The sequence below is a fragment of the Bacillus sp. JJ864 genome, from assembly GCF_036963045.1.
Taxonomy (GTDB): Bacteria; Bacillota; Bacilli; order Bacillales; family Bacillaceae_G; genus Bacillus_A; species Bacillus_A pseudomycoides_C.
This window is the reverse complement of sequence record NZ_JBALLY010000052.1, coordinates 18,624-37,098: the sequence shown is the minus strand read 5'-3', so window position 1 is coordinate 37,098 and position 18,475 is coordinate 18,624. Positions and strand designations below refer to the sequence as shown.

17 protein-coding genes are annotated in these 18,475 nt (G+C 37.8%); all 17 read left to right on the top strand.

Annotation, left to right across the window (positions count from 1 at the left end; genetic code table 11):
- The first annotated feature begins 120 nt into the window (after positions 1–120).
- Complete coding sequence (gene sucC, locus V7024_RS09560; RefSeq protein WP_335518820.1) at positions 121–1,281, top strand: ADP-forming succinate--CoA ligase subunit beta; 1,161 nt, start codon at positions 121–123, stop codon at positions 1,279–1,281.
- A 20-nt stretch (positions 1,282–1,301) separates the two neighbouring features.
- Positions 1,302–2,204: a succinate--CoA ligase subunit alpha gene (gene sucD, locus V7024_RS09555; RefSeq protein WP_335518817.1), complete on the top strand. Its 903-nt coding sequence runs from the start codon at positions 1,302–1,304 to the stop codon at positions 2,202–2,204.
- Between the two features lie 89 nt (positions 2,205–2,293).
- Positions 2,294–3,181 carry a DNA-processing protein DprA gene (gene dprA / locus V7024_RS09550; RefSeq protein WP_335518813.1) on the top strand — a complete coding sequence of 296 codons (888 nt, stop codon included), beginning with the start codon at positions 2,294–2,296 and terminating at the stop codon, positions 3,179–3,181.
- A gap of 381 nt (positions 3,182–3,562) precedes the next feature.
- Positions 3,563–5,641, top strand: a complete 2,079-nt coding sequence (topA, locus tag V7024_RS09545; protein WP_335518811.1) for a type I DNA topoisomerase — start codon at positions 3,563–3,565, stop codon at positions 5,639–5,641.
- Between the two features lie 51 nt (positions 5,642–5,692).
- Positions 5,693–6,997: an FADH(2)-oxidizing methylenetetrahydrofolate--tRNA-(uracil(54)-C(5))-methyltransferase TrmFO gene (gene trmFO / locus V7024_RS09540; protein WP_335518808.1), complete on the top strand. Its 1,305-nt coding sequence runs from the start codon at positions 5,693–5,695 to the stop codon at positions 6,995–6,997.
- Positions 6,998–7,062: 65 nt separating this feature from the next.
- Complete coding sequence (gene xerC, locus V7024_RS09535) at positions 7,063–7,968, top strand: tyrosine recombinase XerC (protein ID WP_335518805.1); 906 nt, start codon at positions 7,063–7,065, stop codon at positions 7,966–7,968.
- A 198-nt stretch (positions 7,969–8,166) separates the two neighbouring features.
- Positions 8,167–8,709 (top strand): ATP-dependent protease subunit HslV, encoded by a 543-nt coding sequence (hslV, locus tag V7024_RS09530; RefSeq protein WP_098916215.1) that lies wholly within the window; start codon positions 8,167–8,169, stop codon positions 8,707–8,709.
- Positions 8,710–8,731: 22 nt separating this feature from the next.
- The gene (gene hslU, locus V7024_RS09525) at positions 8,732–10,129 is read left to right on the top strand and encodes an HslU--HslV peptidase ATPase subunit (protein ID WP_335518801.1); all 1,398 of its coding nucleotides are present in this window, start codon (positions 8,732–8,734) and stop codon (positions 10,127–10,129) included.
- A 76-nt stretch (positions 10,130–10,205) separates the two neighbouring features.
- Positions 10,206–10,985, top strand: coding sequence for a GTP-sensing pleiotropic transcriptional regulator CodY (codY, locus tag V7024_RS09520; RefSeq protein WP_020059163.1), 780 nt, complete (start codon positions 10,206–10,208; stop codon positions 10,983–10,985).
- 362 nt (positions 10,986–11,347) lie between these two features.
- On the top strand, positions 11,348–12,049 hold the full coding sequence (rpsB, locus tag V7024_RS09515; protein WP_335518797.1) for a 30S ribosomal protein S2: 702 nt from the start codon (positions 11,348–11,350) through the stop codon (positions 12,047–12,049).
- 80 nt (positions 12,050–12,129) lie between these two features.
- A complete protein-coding gene (tsf, locus tag V7024_RS09510; protein WP_335518794.1) occupies positions 12,130–13,017 on the top strand; it encodes a translation elongation factor Ts in 888 nt (295 codons plus the stop codon).
- 65 nt (positions 13,018–13,082) lie between these two features.
- The gene (gene pyrH, locus V7024_RS09505; protein WP_098916212.1) at positions 13,083–13,805 is read left to right on the top strand and encodes a UMP kinase; all 723 of its coding nucleotides are present in this window, start codon (positions 13,083–13,085) and stop codon (positions 13,803–13,805) included.
- 2 nt (positions 13,806–13,807) lie between these two features.
- On the top strand, positions 13,808–14,365 hold the full coding sequence (gene frr, locus V7024_RS09500; protein ID WP_335518791.1) for a ribosome recycling factor: 558 nt from the start codon (positions 13,808–13,810) through the stop codon (positions 14,363–14,365).
- 85 nt (positions 14,366–14,450) lie between these two features.
- On the top strand, positions 14,451–15,227 hold the full coding sequence (locus V7024_RS09495) for an isoprenyl transferase (protein ID WP_335518788.1): 777 nt from the start codon (positions 14,451–14,453) through the stop codon (positions 15,225–15,227).
- A 17-nt stretch (positions 15,228–15,244) separates the two neighbouring features.
- Positions 15,245–16,036 carry a phosphatidate cytidylyltransferase gene (locus tag V7024_RS09490; protein WP_016115954.1) on the top strand — a complete coding sequence of 264 codons (792 nt, stop codon included), beginning with the start codon at positions 15,245–15,247 and terminating at the stop codon, positions 16,034–16,036.
- Positions 16,037–16,056: 20 nt separating this feature from the next.
- On the top strand, positions 16,057–17,199 hold the full coding sequence (gene dxr / locus V7024_RS09485; RefSeq protein WP_335518784.1) for a 1-deoxy-D-xylulose-5-phosphate reductoisomerase: 1,143 nt from the start codon (positions 16,057–16,059) through the stop codon (positions 17,197–17,199).
- Positions 17,200–17,217: 18 nt separating this feature from the next.
- Positions 17,218–18,474, top strand: coding sequence for an RIP metalloprotease RseP (gene rseP, locus V7024_RS09480; RefSeq protein WP_335518781.1), 1,257 nt, complete (start codon positions 17,218–17,220; stop codon positions 18,472–18,474).
- Position 18,475: the final 1 nt, after the last annotated feature.

Below are 18,475 nucleotides of genomic sequence, written 5' to 3'. Positions count from 1 at the left end.
CAGTTTTCTGACACTTTATTGTAGACAGCATCGCAATCATTTTATACAATGACTAATGTAGTGTTTAAAAACATTAAAAAACTTTTCGAGTAAAACAGGAAGATAGGGGAGGATGGGACCATGAATATCCACGAGTATCAAGGTAAAGAAGTCCTTAGAAACTATGGGGTAAGCGTTCCGAACGGGAAGGTTGCCTTTACAGTAGAAGAAGCTGTAGAAGCAGCGAAAGAATTAGGAACAAGCGTATGTGTAGTAAAAGCGCAAATTCATGCTGGCGGACGCGGCAAAGCTGGCGGTGTAAAAGTAGCAAAGAACTTAGATGAAGTTCGTACATATGCAGAAGAAATTCTAGGGAAAACACTTGTAACCCATCAAACAGGTCCTGAAGGTAAAGAAGTAAAGCGCTTACTTATCGAAGAAGGATGCGATATTAAAAAAGAGTATTATATTGGTCTTGTATTAGATCGTGCGACTTCTCAAGTTGTGTTAATGGCGTCTGAAGAAGGCGGAACAGAAATTGAGGAAGTAGCAGAGAGAACACCAGAAAAAATCTTTAAAGAATATATTGATCCTGCTGTAGGCCTACAAGGCTTCCAGGCGCGTCGTATTGCGTTTAATATCAATATTCCAAACGAGCTTGTTGGACAAGCTGTAAAGTTTATGATGGGCTTATACCGTGCGTTTATTGAAAAAGACTGTTCTATCGCAGAAATTAACCCGCTTGTTACAACAGGTGATGGAAAAGTTATGGCGTTAGATGCAAAATTAAACTTCGATTCTAATGCTTTATATCGCCATAAAGATATTTTAGAGCTTCGTGATCTTGATGAAGAAGATCCGAAAGAAGTTGAAGCTTCTAAATATGACCTGAACTATATTTCATTAGATGGAAACATCGGTTGTATGGTAAATGGTGCAGGACTTGCAATGGCAACGATGGATATTATTAAACATTATAACGGTGACCCAGCTAACTTCTTAGATGTTGGTGGCGGTGCTACAGCTGAAAAAGTTACAGAAGCTTTCAAAATCATTCTTTCTGACAAAAATGTAAAAGGTATTTTCGTTAACATTTTTGGCGGCATTATGAAATGTGATGTAATTGCAGAAGGTGTTATCGAAGCGACAAAACAAGTAGGTCTTGAATTACCGCTTGTTGTTCGTTTAGAAGGTACAAATGTAGAGCTAGGAAAGAAAATTTTAAATGAATCTGGCTTAAATATTGTTGCAGCAGAATCTATGGCAGACGGTGCACAAAAAATTGTTTCACTAGTAGGCTAATAGAAAGCGGGGGAGAAAAAATGAGCGTATTAGTTAATAAAGATACAAAAGTTATTGTACAAGGTATTACAGGTTCTCAAGGTTTATTCCATACAAAACAAATGATTGAATACGGTACGAAAATTGTCGGCGGTGTAACACCTGGTAAAGGTGGTACTGAAATCGAAGGTGTACCAGTATTTAACACAGTAGAAGACGCTGTAAAAGCGACAGGTGCAAACGCTTCTGTTGTATACGTTCCACCTGCTTTTGCTGCGGATGCAATTATGGAAGCTGTTGATGCAGAACTTGATTTAGTAGTATGTATCACAGAAGGTATTCCTGTATTAGATATGGTAAGTGTTAAGAAATATTTGCATGGCAAAAAGACACGTCTTCTTGGACCAAACTGTCCAGGTGTTATTACGCCAGATGAGTGTAAGATTGGTATTATGCCAGGATACATTCATAAAAAAGGTCATGTTGGGATCGTATCTCGTTCAGGTACGTTAACTTATGAAGCAGTTCATCAATTAACACAAGAAGGAATCGGCCAATCAACTGCAGTTGGTATCGGTGGTGACCCTGTAAATGGCACAAACTTCATCGATGCTTTAAAAGCATTCAATGAAGATGAAGAGACACATGCTGTTATTATGATTGGTGAAATTGGTGGAACGGCAGAAGAAGAAGCTGCTGAATGGGTAAAAGCGAACATGACGAAACCTGTTGTCGGCTTTATTGGTGGTCAAACAGCACCTCCAGGAAAACGTATGGGCCATGCTGGTGCGATTATTTCTGGTGGTAAAGGTACAGCTGCTGAAAAGATTAAAACAATGGAAGCATGCGGTATTAAAGTTGCTGAAACACCAGCTGTTATGGGCGAAACTTTAATTTCTGTTTTAAAAGAAAAAGGCTTATTTGAAACTTGTAAAAATTATTAATTATTTTAAAAGACACCTTCTGTAAAAGTAGGTGTTTTTTATCCCTTTCGTAGTTAACATAATCTTAATTATGGGTAAGGAGAATGAATATGAAACGTGAAAGATTATTACATCTTCACTACTTCTTGGCAGATCAGTGGAAAGTACTGAGGCGCTTATTAGCTATTGATCCTCAGTTAACGAATATTTATTCCTTTCAAGTTCCTCAAATTGAAAAATTCCTTGGGTTATCTATACAAAAAGCCTCTGCACTTGTTTCTTATCTTCAAAAAACATCGCCTTCTTTCTACACTCAACAATTACAAGATGAACACGTTTTTTACTTGACGATATGGGATGATGATTATCCGAGTTTATTGCGAGAAATCCCAGATCCGCCATATGTTTTATATGGAAAAGGGAAGAAAGAATTATTGCAATGGTCAAAAAAATTAGCTGTTGTTGGAACACGAAATCCGTCTTTATACGGAAAAGGAAGCATACAATCTATTTTACAACCGCTTATGAACAATGACTGGCTAATCGTGAGTGGTCTTGCAAATGGAATTGATACAATTGCGCATGAAATTGCAGTAGAGCAGTCTTTTGCGACAATTGCAGTATTAGGACATGGTCTACAATATATGTATCCAAAGAAAAATCAATGGTTTTGTGAAAAATGGAAAAACAAAATTTTGCTTGTAACGGAGTATCCTCCGCATTATGCACCGCAAAAATGGTATTTTCCGAGACGAAACCGTATTATAAGCGGACTTTGTCAAGGGGTTCTCGTAGTAGAGGCGAAAGCGCGCAGTGGTTCTCTTATAACAGCAGATTGCGCCTTAGAACAAAATAGAGAAGTATTTGCTATGCCGGGACCTAATTATATTGAGAGTGCGGTTGGAACGAATCAGCTCATCCAACAAGGAGCAAAATTAGTTCAATGTGCCGAAGATGTGATAGAAGAACTTTCAAATTATAATATGAATCCATTTTGATTTTTCGACATATAGATTACTGCTATGCAGAAAAAAAGAGTATGCACTCGCTTTCTCCCTTTGTTTGCACTTCGCGTGTGGCAGAAAAAGGCCCTGACCGCTTCTATGCATGGCCAGATGCTCTCACCCGCCAAAAAAGAATGGGTTTTATGTCTTTTTTAAATTTGAATTTATATAGTATATTTCATGTTTTTTATTAAACAATTATTGACAAATAGTAGATAGTCACTGTATGTTATATTCATTGTTGATTGACAAAAATGAGATAAATCAATAATATTAGTCAATAATCCGTCCAAAAAGGTTTTAGAAACTTTGAGGAAGGAACTTTTGTGTGAATAAAGATGAAAACTTGAATCCACCTCTTAAGGAGGCACTAGCATGTCTGATTACCTTGTAATCGTGGAGTCGCCTTCTAAGGCGAAGACCATTGAAAAATATTTAGGAAAAAAATACAAAGTAGTCGCGTCTATGGGCCATGTTCGCGATTTACCTAAAAGCCAAATGGGGATAGAGGTAAAAAATAATTTCACCCCGAAGTATATTACCATTCGTGGTAAAGGGCCTGTTTTAAAAGATTTAAAAACAGCGGCAAAAAAAGCAAAAAAAGTCTATCTCGCAGCCGATCCAGATCGCGAAGGAGAAGCGATTGCTTGGCATTTAGCAAATACGTTAAATGTAGATGTAGAATCAGATTGCCGTGTTGTATTCAATGAAATTACCAAAGATGCCATTAAAGAATCCTTTAAACATCCTCGTGCGATTAATATGGATTTAGTGGATGCGCAACAAGCAAGACGTGTACTTGATAGGCTTGTTGGTTATAATATTAGTCCTTTATTATGGAAGAAAGTAAAAAAAGGATTAAGTGCAGGTCGTGTGCAGTCTGTTGCAGTTCGCTTAATTATAGAACGCGAAAAGGAAATTAAAGCGTTTATACCAGAAGAATTCTGGACAATTAAAACTGAATTTGTAAAAGGAAAAGAGACATTTGAAGCAGCCTTTTATGGAATAAACGGGCAAAAAGTAGAATTAACAAATGAACAACAAGTAAATGAAATCATTGAAAAAATGCAAGAAAATGCTTTTTCAGTTGAAAATGTAACGAAGAAAGAGCGAAAACGTAATTCGGCATTACCATTTACGACATCTTCTCTGCAACAAGAAGCTGCAAGAAAGTTAAATATGCGAGCGAAGAAAACGATGATGCTTGCACAGCAGCTTTATGAAGGTATTGATATTGGAAAGCAAGGAACAGTTGGATTAATTACATATATGAGAACGGATTCAACGAGAATTTCACAAACGGCACAGCAAGAAGCTCGTTCTTATATTGAAGAAGCATATGGTGCAGACTACATAGGAGCACAAAAAAAGAAAGAATCGAAAAAAACAAACGCGCAAGATGCGCATGAAGCAATTCGCCCGTCATCTGTTTTACGTAAGCCAGATGAACTAAAAAGTTATTTGAGCCGTGACCAATATCGTTTATATAAACTGATTTGGGAGCGATTTGTTTCAAGTCAAATGGCATCTGCTATAATGGATACCGTTACAGCTACACTGATAAACAATTCTGTGCAATTTCGTGCGCATGGATCTGTCGTGAAGTTCCCGGGATTTATGAAGGTGTACGTGGAATCAAAAGATGACGGGACAGAAGAGAAGGATAAAATGTTACCGCATCTAGACATAGGAGAGACAGTCTTTTCTAAAGATGTCGAACCGAAACAACACTTTACACAGCCGCCACCGCGTTATACAGAGGCACGTTTAGTAAAAACGTTAGAGGAACTTGGAATTGGTAGACCGTCTACATATGTACCGACGCTAGAGACGATTCAAAAACGTGGATATGTAGGGTTAGATAATAAGCGATTTGTACCAACGGAGCTTGGCGAAATTGTAATTGAACTTATTCTAGAGTTTTTCCCAGAAGTTATTAACATCGAGTTTACAGCTAATATGGAGCAAAATCTTGATGAAGTAGAAGAGGGAAAAGCGAATTGGGTACAAATTGTCGATGATTTCTACAAAGGGTTTGAACCGCGTTTAGAGAAAGCGGAGAAAGAAATGCGTGAAGTAGAAATTAAAGATGAACCTGCTGGGGAAGACTGTGAACAGTGTGGTAATCCAATGGTCTTTAAAATGGGTAAATTCGGAAAGTTTATGGCTTGTTCTAATTTTCCAGATTGCCGAAATACAAAACCGATTGTAAAAGAAATCGGTGTTACATGTCCAAAATGTAACGAAGGACAAATTATTGAACGACGAAGCAACAAAAAGAAACGTCTTTTTTACGGCTGTGGTACATATCCAGAGTGTGACTTTGTTTCTTGGGATAAACCAATTGGTCGAAAATGTCCAAAGTGTGAAGGTATGCTTGTTGAGAAGAAGTTGAAAAAAGGCGTTCAAGTACAGTGTATTTCTTGTGATTATGAAGAAGAACAACAAATGTGAGCCTACCAGCTCACATTTTTTTCGGGAAATGCAAAAAGAAAGGTGAGATACATGACAACACAAGTAGTAAACGTAATTGGCGCAGGTCTTGCGGGAAGTGAAGCGGCTTATCAAATCGCAAAGCGCGGGGTTCAAGTAAGGTTATATGAAATGCGACCAGTAAAACAAACACCAGCTCATCATACAGATAAATTTGCTGAGCTTGTATGCAGTAACTCGCTTCGCGCAAATACATTAACAAACGCGGTTGGTGTAATTAAAGAAGAGATGCGTCGTATGGATTCTGTTATTATTCGCGCGGCAGACGAATGTTCTGTGCCAGCAGGTGGCGCGCTAGCTGTTGACCGTCATGAATTTGCGGCTAAAGTAACGGAATATGTGAAAAATCACCCGAACGTGACGGTAATGAATGAAGAAAGTACAGAAATTCCAGAAGGTCCTACTGTAATTGCAACGGGCCCTCTTACTTCATCAAGTCTAGCAGCGCAACTGAAAGAGCTAACAGGTGAGGATTATTTTTACTTCTATGATGCAGCAGCGCCAATCGTAGAAAAAGATAGCATTGATATGGAGAAAGTATACTTAAAATCCCGTTATGACAAAGGGGAAGCAGCATATTTAAACTGTCCGATGACAGAGGAAGAATTTAACCGTTTTTATGATGCGTTAATTGCTGCAGAAACAGTGCCATTAAAAGAATTCGAGAAGGAAATTTTCTTTGAAGGGTGTATGCCGGTAGAAGTAATGGCAAGTCGTGGTAGACAAACATTACTATTTGGACCGATGAAACCAGTCGGATTAGAAGATCCAAAAACAGGGAAAACACCGTATGCCGTTGTGCAATTACGTCAAGATGATGCAGCCGGAACGTTATACAATATTGTTGGTTTCCAAACACACTTAAAGTGGGGGCCGCAAAAAGAAGTGTTACAATTGATTCCTGGACTAGAAAATGCAGAAATCGTACGTTATGGTGTGATGCATCGTAATACATTTATTAATTCACCGAAATTACTTCGTCCAACGTACCAATATAAAAATCGTGATGATTTATTCTTTGCAGGACAAATGACTGGAGTAGAGGGATATGTAGAATCAGCTGCTTCGGGCTTATTAGCAGGTATAAATGTAGCTCGGCTTGTGAAAGGGGAAGAACCAGTTGTTTTACCAGCAGTAACAGCAATGGGAAGTATGGCGAATTACATTACAACGACGAATGCGAAAAACTTCCAACCGATGAACGCAAATTTCGGGCTATTTGCACCGCTAGAAAAGAAAATTAAAAAGAAGCAAGAGCGTAATGAAGCATATGCGAATCGCGCATTAGAAACAATTCAAAATTTTGTAAATATTTAGTCAAATTTCTTGCAAAGGCTACTAAATTGTGATACGATTTAGTAGCCTTTATTGAGGTGAAAAGAATGAATGAAGATGTGAATAAAATGTTACAATTATTCGTCGGATATTTACAAATTGAAAGAAATTATTCAAAATATACAATTGCAAGTTATCAAAACGATGTAGAACATTTTGTACGCCTTATGAAGCGAGAAGGTATTTTGACTTTTGAGGATGTTACGTATGCTGATGTTCGTTTATATTTAACGACTTTGCATAATGAAAAGTTAGCAAGGAAGTCTGTAGCGCGAAAAATCTCGAGTTTGCGAAGTCTGTATCGCTTCCTGATGCGTGAAGGATATCGGGAAGATAATCCATTTGCACTTGCCGCTCTCCCGAAAAAAGAATGGTCAATTCCAAAATTTTTGTACAATGAAGAGTTAGAAAAGTTGTTTGAAGTTTCGGATACTTCTAAACCACTAGGGCAACGAGATCAAGCTTTATTGGAACTTATGTATGCGACGGGTATTCGTGTAAGCGAATTCGTGAAGCTTCAGCTTACGGATATTGACTTTTCAACAGGTACGATTTTGGTGACGGGAAAAGGAAAGAAACAACGCTATGTTCCCTTCGGTAGTTATGCACAAGATGCTTTGCTAACTTACATAGAAAATGGGAGAAAACAATTGGAGAAAAAATCGCAAGAACACTCTCAAATGGTGTTTTTAAATGCGAAAGGCACACCGCTAACTGATCGAGGGGTTCGATATATTTTAAATGAACTAATAAAAAAAACATCCCTTACAATGCATATAAGTCCGCATATGTTAAGACATACATTTGCAACCCATATGTTAAATGAAGGGGCGGATTTAAGGGCTATACAAGAATTATTAGGACATGAAAATTTATCGGCGACACAAATTTATACGCACGTCTCAAAAGAAAGATTACGCTCGGTTTACATGATGCACCATCCTCGCGCATAAATTGCTTTTAAAAGTTATAAAGTGAAACTACTATCAGTGGAGGAGATTCTTCTTCCTTATCACTAATAGTTAGTTGTACCGATCGAGCTCTTGCGGGTAGTTAACTCTCGAGTCCCTTTTTTGATTTATCAGAATTTTAAGGTTGGAGTCTAAATGCCTGTTAGCGGCAGGATAAAAACAAATAAAGGAGTTTTTTCTATGGGAAACTTCCATGCTACAACGATATTTGCGATTCACCATAATGGAGAATGTGCAATGGCTGGTGACGGGCAAGTTACGCTTGGAAATGCTGTTGTTATGAAGCATACAGCTCGTAAAGTTCGAAAATTATTTCATGGAAAAGTGTTAGCTGGTTTTGCAGGTTCTGTAGCTGATGCTTTTACACTATTTGAGATGTTTGAAGGAAAGCTTGAGGAATACAATGGTAATTTACAGCGAGCTGCAGTAGAAATGGCAAAGCAGTGGCGAGGGGATAAGATGCTTCGCCAACTAGAGGCAATGTTAATTGTTATGGATAAAAATACGTTGTTGCTTGTTTCAGGAACGGGTGAAGTGATTGAACCTGATGATGGCATTTTAGCAATTGGTTCTGGTGGGCATTACGCGCTTGCAGCAGGACGCGCTTTAAAACAACATGCAGGTTCCCATTTCACAGCAAGAGAAATTGCGAAGGCGAGTTTAGAAATCGCTAGCAATATTTGTGTATATACAAATGAAAATATTATTGTGGAAGAACTGTAGAACTGTAAGGGAGGCATTTTAAATGCATTTACATTTTACTCCGCGACAAATTGTAGAAAAATTAGATCAATATATTATTGGTCAAAAAGATGCGAAAAAAGCAGTTGCAGTGGCACTTAGAAATCGTTATCGCCGCAGTAAATTGGCAGAAGGACTTCGCGATGAAATTGCACCGAAAAATATTTTAATGATTGGACCGACAGGGGTCGGAAAAACAGAAGTGGCGCGTCGTATTGCAAAGCTTGTTGGTGCTCCTTTTATTAAAGTAGAGGCAACAAAATTTACAGAAGTAGGCTATGTTGGTCGTGATGTTGAATCTATGGTTCGTGATCTTGTAGAGACTTCCGTTCGAATTGTAAAAGAAGAAAAAATGATTCATGTTAAAGACAAAGCGGAAGAGCAAGCTAATCAACGAATTGTTGAAATTTTAGTACCGCATAAACAAAAAGAATCAGGATTTAAAAATCCGTTAGAAATGTTGTTTGGCGGATATCAAAATCAAAACACCGCTCCAACAACGGAAAAGCAGGATGAGAGAGAAGTGGAGCAAAAACGAAAAGAAGTAGAAAAGCAGCTTGCTACTGGTTTACTCGAAGATGAATTGATTACGATTGAAGTGACAGAACAGCAATCATCTATGTTCGATATGCTCCAAGGTACAGGAATGGAACAGATGGGCATGAATTTTCAAGATGCGCTTGGAAGTTTTATGCCGAAAAAAACAAAAAAACGTAAACTTTCTGTAAAAGAAGCGAGAAAAGTCTTGACAAATGAAGAGGCACAGCGCTTAATTGATATGGATGAAGTTACACAAGAAGCCGTTTATCGTGCTGAACAGCTTGGGATTATTTTTATTGATGAGATTGACAAAATTGCTGGTAAACAATCGAATAGTGTTGATGTATCACGTGAAGGCGTGCAGCGAGACATCTTACCGATTGTGGAAGGATCGACTGTTGTGACAAAATATGGACCGATAAGAACGGATTATGTTTTATTCATTGCAGCGGGCGCTTTTCATATGTCAAAGCCGTCAGATTTAATTCCGGAACTGCAAGGAAGATTCCCAATTCGCGTAGAGTTGACGAAATTGTCAGCGGACGATTTTGTGAAAATTCTTGTAGAACCAGATAATGCTTTAGTAAAACAATATATAGCATTATTGGAAACTGAAGGTATAGAAATTGAATTTTCTGACGAAGCTATTCGTAAGATTGCCGAGATTGCCTATCAAGTCAATCAAGACACAGATAATATTGGAGCAAGAAGGCTTCATACCATTATGGAAAAACTTCTTGAAGATTTATCGTTTGAAGCATCTGAAATTACGTTAGAGAAGGTAACGATAACACCTCAGTATGTAGAGGAAAAATTAGCGACGATTGCTAAAAATAAAGATGTGAGCCAGTTTATTTTGTAATAGTATCATCAGGTGACTTGCCCTAGTTTCCAAGTGATTAAAACTATGTGAATAATATGTAGGAGGAAGTTTAGAAATGGAATTATTAGCAAAAACAAGAAAATTAAATGCGTTATTACAGAGCGCAGCAGGAAAACCAGTAAACTTTAGAGAAATGGCTGACACGATGTGTGAAGTAATTGAAGCGAACGTGTTTATTGTAAGTCGTCGCGGAAAATTATTAGGATATGCAATTCACCAACAAATCGAAAACGAGCGCATGAAACAAATGCTTGCTGAGCGTCAGTTCCCAGAAGAATATACAAAGAACTTATTCAATGTAACTGAAACATCTCCAAACTTAGAAGTAAACAGTGAGTATACAGCGTTCCCTGTAGAAAACAGAGAATTATTTGGTCAAGGTTTAACAACTATCGTACCAATCGTTGGTGGTGGTGAGCGTCTAGGTACATTAGTATTAGCACGTCTTGGTCAAGAGTTTTTAGATGATGATTTAATTCTTGCTGAATATAGTTCTACTGTAGTAGGTATGGAAATTCTACGTGAAAAAGCGGAAGAAATTGAAGAAGAAGCACGTAGTAAAGCGGTTGTACAAATGGCAATTAGCTCATTATCATACAGTGAACTAGAAGCAATTGAGCATATTTTCGAAGAGTTAAATGGAACAGAAGGTTTACTTGTTGCAAGTAAAATTGCTGATCGTGTAGGTATTACACGTTCTGTAATTGTAAACGCACTTCGTAAGTTAGAAAGTGCTGGTGTAATTGAATCTCGTTCTTTAGGTATGAAAGGAACATACATCAAAGTATTAAATGACAAGTTTTTACATGAGCTTGCGAAACTAAAAACAAACTAATTTTCATAAATGAAGAACTCTTCTGTATGTTGCAGAAGGGTTCTTTTTTGTTATTAACAGAAAATAAGAGTTTGCTATTGCAAGTTTCACTGTATCATGAAACAGCTTAAAAATAATGAGAAATGGTAATACTGTAAAGAGTGCGTATATCATTCAGTAATAAAAATAGAGGAACGAAAAAGAAAGTTTGACAATGTATGTATTTTCGACTTGATTGTGATATTTTGTTGTGATATAGTTGTCAGTGGTGTCAGTACAAAGTACACACGTTCATTGATTTAAGTGTTGGTGCTACGTTTGTAGTTTCGCTTAAAGATGAAGTGAACGGAGGATATCAAAAACCATTTAGGAGGAACTAAATTATGTCAGTAATTTCTATGAAGCAATTGCTTGAAGCTGGTGTTCACTTCGGACATCAAACTCGTCGTTGGAACCCAAAAATGAAACGTTACATTTTCACAGAGCGTAACGGTATCTACATCATCGACTTACAAAAAACTGTGAAAAAAGTTGAAGAAGCATTCAAAGTAATGAGAGACATCGCTGCTAACGGCGGTAACGTATTATTCGTAGGTACAAAAAAACAAGCACAAGATGCTATTAAAGAAGAAGCAACTCGCGCTGGTATGTACTTCGTTAACCAACGTTGGTTAGGTGGTACGTTAACAAACTTCCAAACAATTCAAAAGCGTATTAAACGCCTTAAAGACATCGAAAAAATGCAAGAAGATGGTACTTTCGAAGTACTTCCTAAGAAAGAAGTTGTACAACTTAAGAAAGAATTAGAGCGTCTTGAAAAATTCTTAGGCGGCATTAAAGATATGAAAGGTCTTCCAGATGCATTATTTGTAGTAGACCCTCGTAAAGAGCGTATCGCAGTTGCTGAAGCACGCAAATTAAACATTCCAATCATCGGTATCGTTGATACAAACTGTGATCCAGATGAAATCGATCATGTAATCCCAGCAAACGATGATGCAATTCGTGCTGTAAAACTTCTTACATCTAAAATGGCAGACGCGATCCTTGAAGCAAAACAAGGTGAAGAAACTGTTACTGCGTAACAAATTTAGAAAGGTGATAAGGGGATAGGCCTTTTATCACCTTTTTTAAGGTATATACATATTTTAGGAGGATGAAAAGCATGGCAATTACTGCACAAATGGTAAAAGAACTTCGTGAAAAAACTGGCGCAGGTATGATGGATTGCAAAAAAGCGCTAACAGAAACTAACGGTGACATGGAGAAAGCAGTTGACTTCCTACGTGAGAAAGGTATTGCGAAAGCTGCGAAAAAAGCAGATCGCATTGCTGCTGAAGGTTTAACTTACATCGAAGCAAACGGTAATGACGCTTTAATCTTAGAATTAAACTCTGAAACTGATTTCGTTGCGAAAAACGAAGGTTTCCAAACATTAATTAAAGAATTAGCTGCTCACTTATTAGCTAATAAACCTGCTAACATTGAAGAAGCTATGGCTCAAACAATTTCAAGCGGCAAAACAGTAGAAGAGTACATCAACGAAGCAATCGCTAAAATTGGTGAAAAACTTACACTTCGTCGTTTCGAAATCGTATCAAAAACTGATGCAGATGCATTCGGTGCTTACCTACACATGGGTGGACGCATTGGTGTATTAACAGTTCTTGAAGGTTCTACAGATGAAGCAGCTGCTAAAGATGTAGCAATGCACATTGCAGCAGTTAATCCTAAATACATCGACCGCGATGCTGTAACAGCTGAAGAAGTTGAGCATGAGCGTCAAGTATTAACACAACAAGCTTTAAACGAAGGAAAGCCAGAAAAAATCGTTGCGAAAATGGTTGAAGGCCGTCTTGGCAAATTCTTCGAAGAGATTTGCTTACTTGACCAAGCATTCGTTAAAAACCCTGATATGAAAGTTCGTCAGTTCGTTGAGTCTAAAGGCGGAACATTAAAAGGATTCGTTCGCTACGCTGTTGGTGAAGGTATCGAAAAACGCGAAGACAACTTTGCTGAAGAAGTAATGAACCAAGTAAAAGGTAACAACTAATAAAGATTGGGGGACACATTGTGTTCCCTTTTTTAAAATAAAGATGCAAGTACTGGAGGTTCATTATGAGTAAGCCAAAATATGATCGTGTTGTATTAAAGCTAAGCGGTGAAGCTTTAGCTGGGGATAAAGGGTTTGGAATTAACCCATCTGTTATAAAATCTGTTGCACAGCAAGTAAAAGAAATTGCTGAGCTTGATGTAGAAGTTGCAGTCGTTGTTGGTGGCGGTAACATTTGGCGTGGAAAAATCGGGAGCGAGATGGGAATGGATCGTGCAACAGCAGACTACATGGGCATGTTAGCAACAGTAATGAATTCCTTAGCTCTTCAAGATAGCTTGGAAAATTTAGGAGTCCAAACTCGTGTGCAAACTTCTATTGAAATGCGCCAAGTAGCAGAACCTTACATTCGTCGTAAAGCAAATCGTCACTTAGAGAAGAAGCGTGTTGTAATTTTTGCAGCAGGTACAGGTAACCCTTACTTCTCTACTGATACAACAGCGGCATTACGCGCAGCTGAGATTGAGGCAGATGTTATTTTAATGGCAAAAAATAATGTAGATGGCGTATATAGTGCAGATCCAACTGTTGATGAAACAGCAACAAAATATGAGTCACTTACATATTTAGATGTCTTAAAAGAAGGTTTAGGTGTAATGGATTCTACAGCTTCTTCTTTATGTATGGACAATGACATTCCACTAATTGTATTCTCAATTATGGAAGAAGGAAATATTAAGCGTGCCGTTCTCGGCGAAAATATTGGAACAATTGTAAGGGGGAAATAAAAATGGGACAACAAGTATTAAAAGCTACAAATGAAAAAATGGAAAAAGCAGTTGCTGCTTATTCTCGCGAATTAGCTTCAGTTCGTGCTGGTCGTGCAAGCGCTTCTGCATTAGATAAAGTACAAGTTGATTATTATGGTGCACCAACACCTGTGGTGCAATTAGCGAACATTACAGTTCCTGAAGCACGTTTGCTTGTTATTCAGCCGTATGATAAAACTTCTATCGGTGATATTGAAAAAGCAATTTTAAAAGCTGATTTAGGTCTAAATCCTTCTAACGATGGATCAGTAATTCGTATTGCATTCCCTGCATTAACAGAAGAACGTCGTAGAGACCTAGTAAAAACTGTTAAGAAATATGCTGAAGAAGCAAAAGTAGCAGTTCGTAACGTACGTCGTGATGCTAATGATGATCTTAAAAAGCTTGAAAAAGCTGGAGATATTACAGAAGACGACTTAAGAGGATATACAGAAGATATCCAAAAAGAAACAGATAAATATATTGAAAAAGTTGACGAAATCGCAAAAAACAAAGAAAAAGAAATCATGGAAGTGTAATAGCGATACCTTCGCAAATATGACCCTCTTCTTAAGGGGGTCTTTTTACACTTTTTGGCATACGTCTGCTTGTTGGAGGGTATGAATGATGTTTAAAAAGTTTCCTTTTTTTAAAGGTAAAAAGGTCACATCGTTTGATCATCTCATTGAAAAAGTGAAAAAGGGACATATCCCAGAGCACATTGCGATCATTATGGATGGTAATGGAAGATGGGCAAAGAGAAGAGCAATGCCCCGCATTGCCGGACATCATGAAGGAATGCAAGTAGTAAAAAAAATTACGAAATTTGCTAGTAAACTTGATGTGAAAGTGCTGACTCTTTATGCTTTTTCTACTGAGAATTGGAAAAGACCGAAAAAGGAAGTCGATTATTTAATGAAGCTTCCAGAAGAATTTTTAGGTGCATTTTTACCAGAATTAGTTGAAGAAAATGTACAAGTTCGAGTAATTGGACAAAAAGATCGTCTTCCTACGCATACGCGCAGAGCGATGGAAAAAGCCATGGAAGATACAAAAGAGAACACGGGATTAATTCTCAATTTTGCGTTAAACTATGGAAGTCGCGATGAAATCATTTCTGCTGTGCAACATATGATGAAAGATAGCGAAGAAGGGAAAGTTCGTTCAGAAGATGTAAATGAAGAAATGCTTTCTTCATACTTAATGACAAGCTCTTTACCTGACCCAGACTTGCTTATTCGTACAAGTGGGGAGCTACGTATTAGTAATTTCATGCTATGGCAAATTGCGTATTCGGAGCTTTGGTTTACAGATGTGTATTGGCCAGATTTTACCGAGGAACATTTGCTAAATGCGATTACAGACTTTCAACATAGAGGGCGCAGATTCGGAGGCGTGTAGAAAGAGAGGGTTTGGTAGTGAAACAGAGAATTATTACTGGAGTGATTGCTGCCGCGCTGTTCATTCCCATCGTAATTTACGGTGGCGTGCCTTTTACAGTTTTAGTGTATGCACTTGCTTCTATAGGATTATATGAATTAATTCGTATGAACAAGCTTACACTTATTTCGGTACCAACAGTTTTAGCCGCATTATTATTGTGGAGTATTTTAGTTCCAAGTAATGCATCAGGAGTGTTCAATTGGATTGGATTAGATAAACTAGAAATCACATTTGTGATTGTTTTATTACTTTTATCATATACAGTCCTTTCAAAGAATACATTTACTTTTGACAATGCTTCTTTTTTACTTATGGCAACAACGTACGTTGCAATGGGATTCTTATATTTAAATGAAACGAGAATAGCGGGAATCCATTTTGTGTTTTATGCGTTATTTGTCATTTGGGCAACTGATTCAGGTGCATATTTCATAGGGAAAGCAATCGGAAAAAGAAAATTGTGGCCAGAAATTAGTCCGAATAAAACGATAGAAGGTTCACTAGGCGGTATTGTTTGTGGGATTATTGTTGCTTTTGTATACAATATGTTTTTCCAAGTTCAAGGGAACGTTGGGATGTTAATAATTGTTACAATTGCAATCTCCATTTTTGGACAACTTGGTGATTTAGTACAATCTGCTTTTAAACGCCATTACGGTGTGAAAGATTCAGGTACAATTTTACCTGGACATGGTGGAATCTTAGATCGAACAGATAGTTGGTTGTTCGTATTACCGATTTTACACTTCTTACATTTCATTTCATAATAAAACGAGGGGTTGGAGTCATGAAAAACATTAGTTTATTAGGGGCAAGCGGATCAATAGGGACGCAAACTTTAGATGTAGTACGCTCGCACCCAGACCAATTCCGTCTCGTTGCTTTTTCTGTAGGGAAAAATATTGACTACGCAGTAAAAGTTATTCAAGAATTTTCTCCTCAGCTTGTTTCTGTACAAAGAGAGGAAGATGTTGTAAGGTTACAATCAGTTTCTGGAAATACAAAAGTAGTATATGGTGACGAAGGACTATTAGAGGTAGCTCTTCACCCGAGTGCAGAAGTTGTAATAAATGCTGTTGTAGGTAGTGTAGGGTTGTTACCAACACTCCGTGCAATTGAGGCAAAAAAAACAATTGGAATTGCAAACAAAGAAACATTAGTAACTGCGGGACATATTGTATTGGAAGCTGCACGCAAACATAATGTGCCGTTACTTCCAGTAGATAGTGAGCATTCGGCTATTTTTCAATGTTTGAATGGAGAAAATGAAAAGCGAATTTCTCGCTTAATTATTACTGCTTCAGGCGGGAGTTTCCGCGATAAAACGAGAGATGAATTACATCATGTGACTGTGGAAGATGCGCTTCGTCATCCAAACTGGTCAATGGGTTCGAAAATTACAATTGATTCTGCTACAATGATGAATAAGGGGCTGGAAGTAATTGAAGCGCATTGGCTTTTCGGCATACCTTATGAGCAAATTGATGTTGTTTTACATAAAGAAAGCATTATTCATTCTATGGTTGAATTTGAAGATCGTAGTGTAATGGCACAGCTCGGCTCACCAGATATGCGTGTACCAATTCAATATGCACTTACATATCCAGATCGATTACCTCTCTCGGATACAAAACAGTTAAATTTATGGGAAATTGGAACACTGCATTTTGAACAAATGAATCAAGATCGTTTCCGTTGCCTACGTTTTGCATATGAAGCTGGAAAGATGGGCGGGAGCATGCCAGCTGTTATGAATGCAGCAAATGAAGTAGCTGTAGCAGCCTTTCTACAAAAGAAAATTGGTTTCTTAACAGTGGAAGAACTCATTGAAAAAGCAATGCACCATCACAATGTCATTGCGCGTCCAAGCTTAGAAGAAATTCAGGAAATTGATGCTGCCACAAGACGGTTTGTGATGGAACAAATTTAGCAAAGGTGGTTATGAGAATTGAATACAGCGATTGCCTTTATTTTAATTTTCGGTGCACTTGTATTTTTTCATGAACTTGGACATTTGTACTTTGCCAAACGTGCTGGCATTTTGTGTCGTGAATTTGCCATCGGTTTTGGTCCAAAATTGTACTCGTTTGAAAAAAATGAAACAGTTTATACAATTCGTTTACTTCCGCTTGGCGGCTATGTACGAATGGCTGGAGAGGATCCAGAAACAGTTGAACTAAAACCTGGGACAAAAGTGGGTCTTGTTCTAAATGAAAAAGAAGAGGTTACGAAAATTGTTTTGGATAATCGTGAAAAATATCCAAATGTTCGTGTCGTTGAAGTAGAACAAGCTGACTTGGAACATAAGCTGATTATATCTGGATATGAAGAGTACGAGGAAGAGTTACAAACATTTCGAGTACATGAGAAAGCTCGCTGTGTTTCCGCAGGAGAAGAGACACAAATTGCGCCGTTTAACCGGCAATTTGGTTCAAAAACACTAGGACAGCGAGCGCTTGCCATTGTTGCTGGTCCTGCTATGAACTTTGTGCTGGCTTTTGTTATCTTTGTAATTATTGGTTTTGTACAGGGGATTCCAGTAGATAAACCGATGATTGGAAAAGTCGTATCTGGTAGTGTGGCAGAGAAAGCAGGCTTACACGAAGATGATATCATTACGTCGATAAATAAGAAGCCGACAAATAGTTGGAAAGATATTACGAGTATTGTCCGTGAAAATCCAGGAAAAGAAATTACAATGGATGTAACACGTGATAGTAAAAAAGTAGCAATTCAAGTTACTCCAGCTGCTGAAAAAGAGGGCGACGTTCCAGTTGGTAGACTCGGTGTACAATCACCTGTTGAGAAATCAGTCTTAGGTTCAATCAAATCGGGGTTTGAAGAAACATATAGATGGACAAAGCTCATATTTGTCTCACTTATACAGCTCGTTACAGGACATTTTTCTATTAACGATTTATCTGGTCCAGTAGGGATTTATAATTTAACAGACCAAGTTGTAGAATATGGTACGATTCGTGTTATGAGCTTAGCAGCTGTTTTAAGTATAAATCTTGGTTTGTTTAATTTATTACCTGTTCCTGCACTTGATGGAGGGCGTCTGTTCTTCTTCTTAATTGAAGCGCTCCGCGGGAAGCCGATTGACCGTCAAAAAGAAGGAATGGTTCACTTTATTGGTTTTGCTTTATTAATGTTACTGATGTTAGTGGTAACATGGAATGATATACGGAAGTTTTTCTTATAAA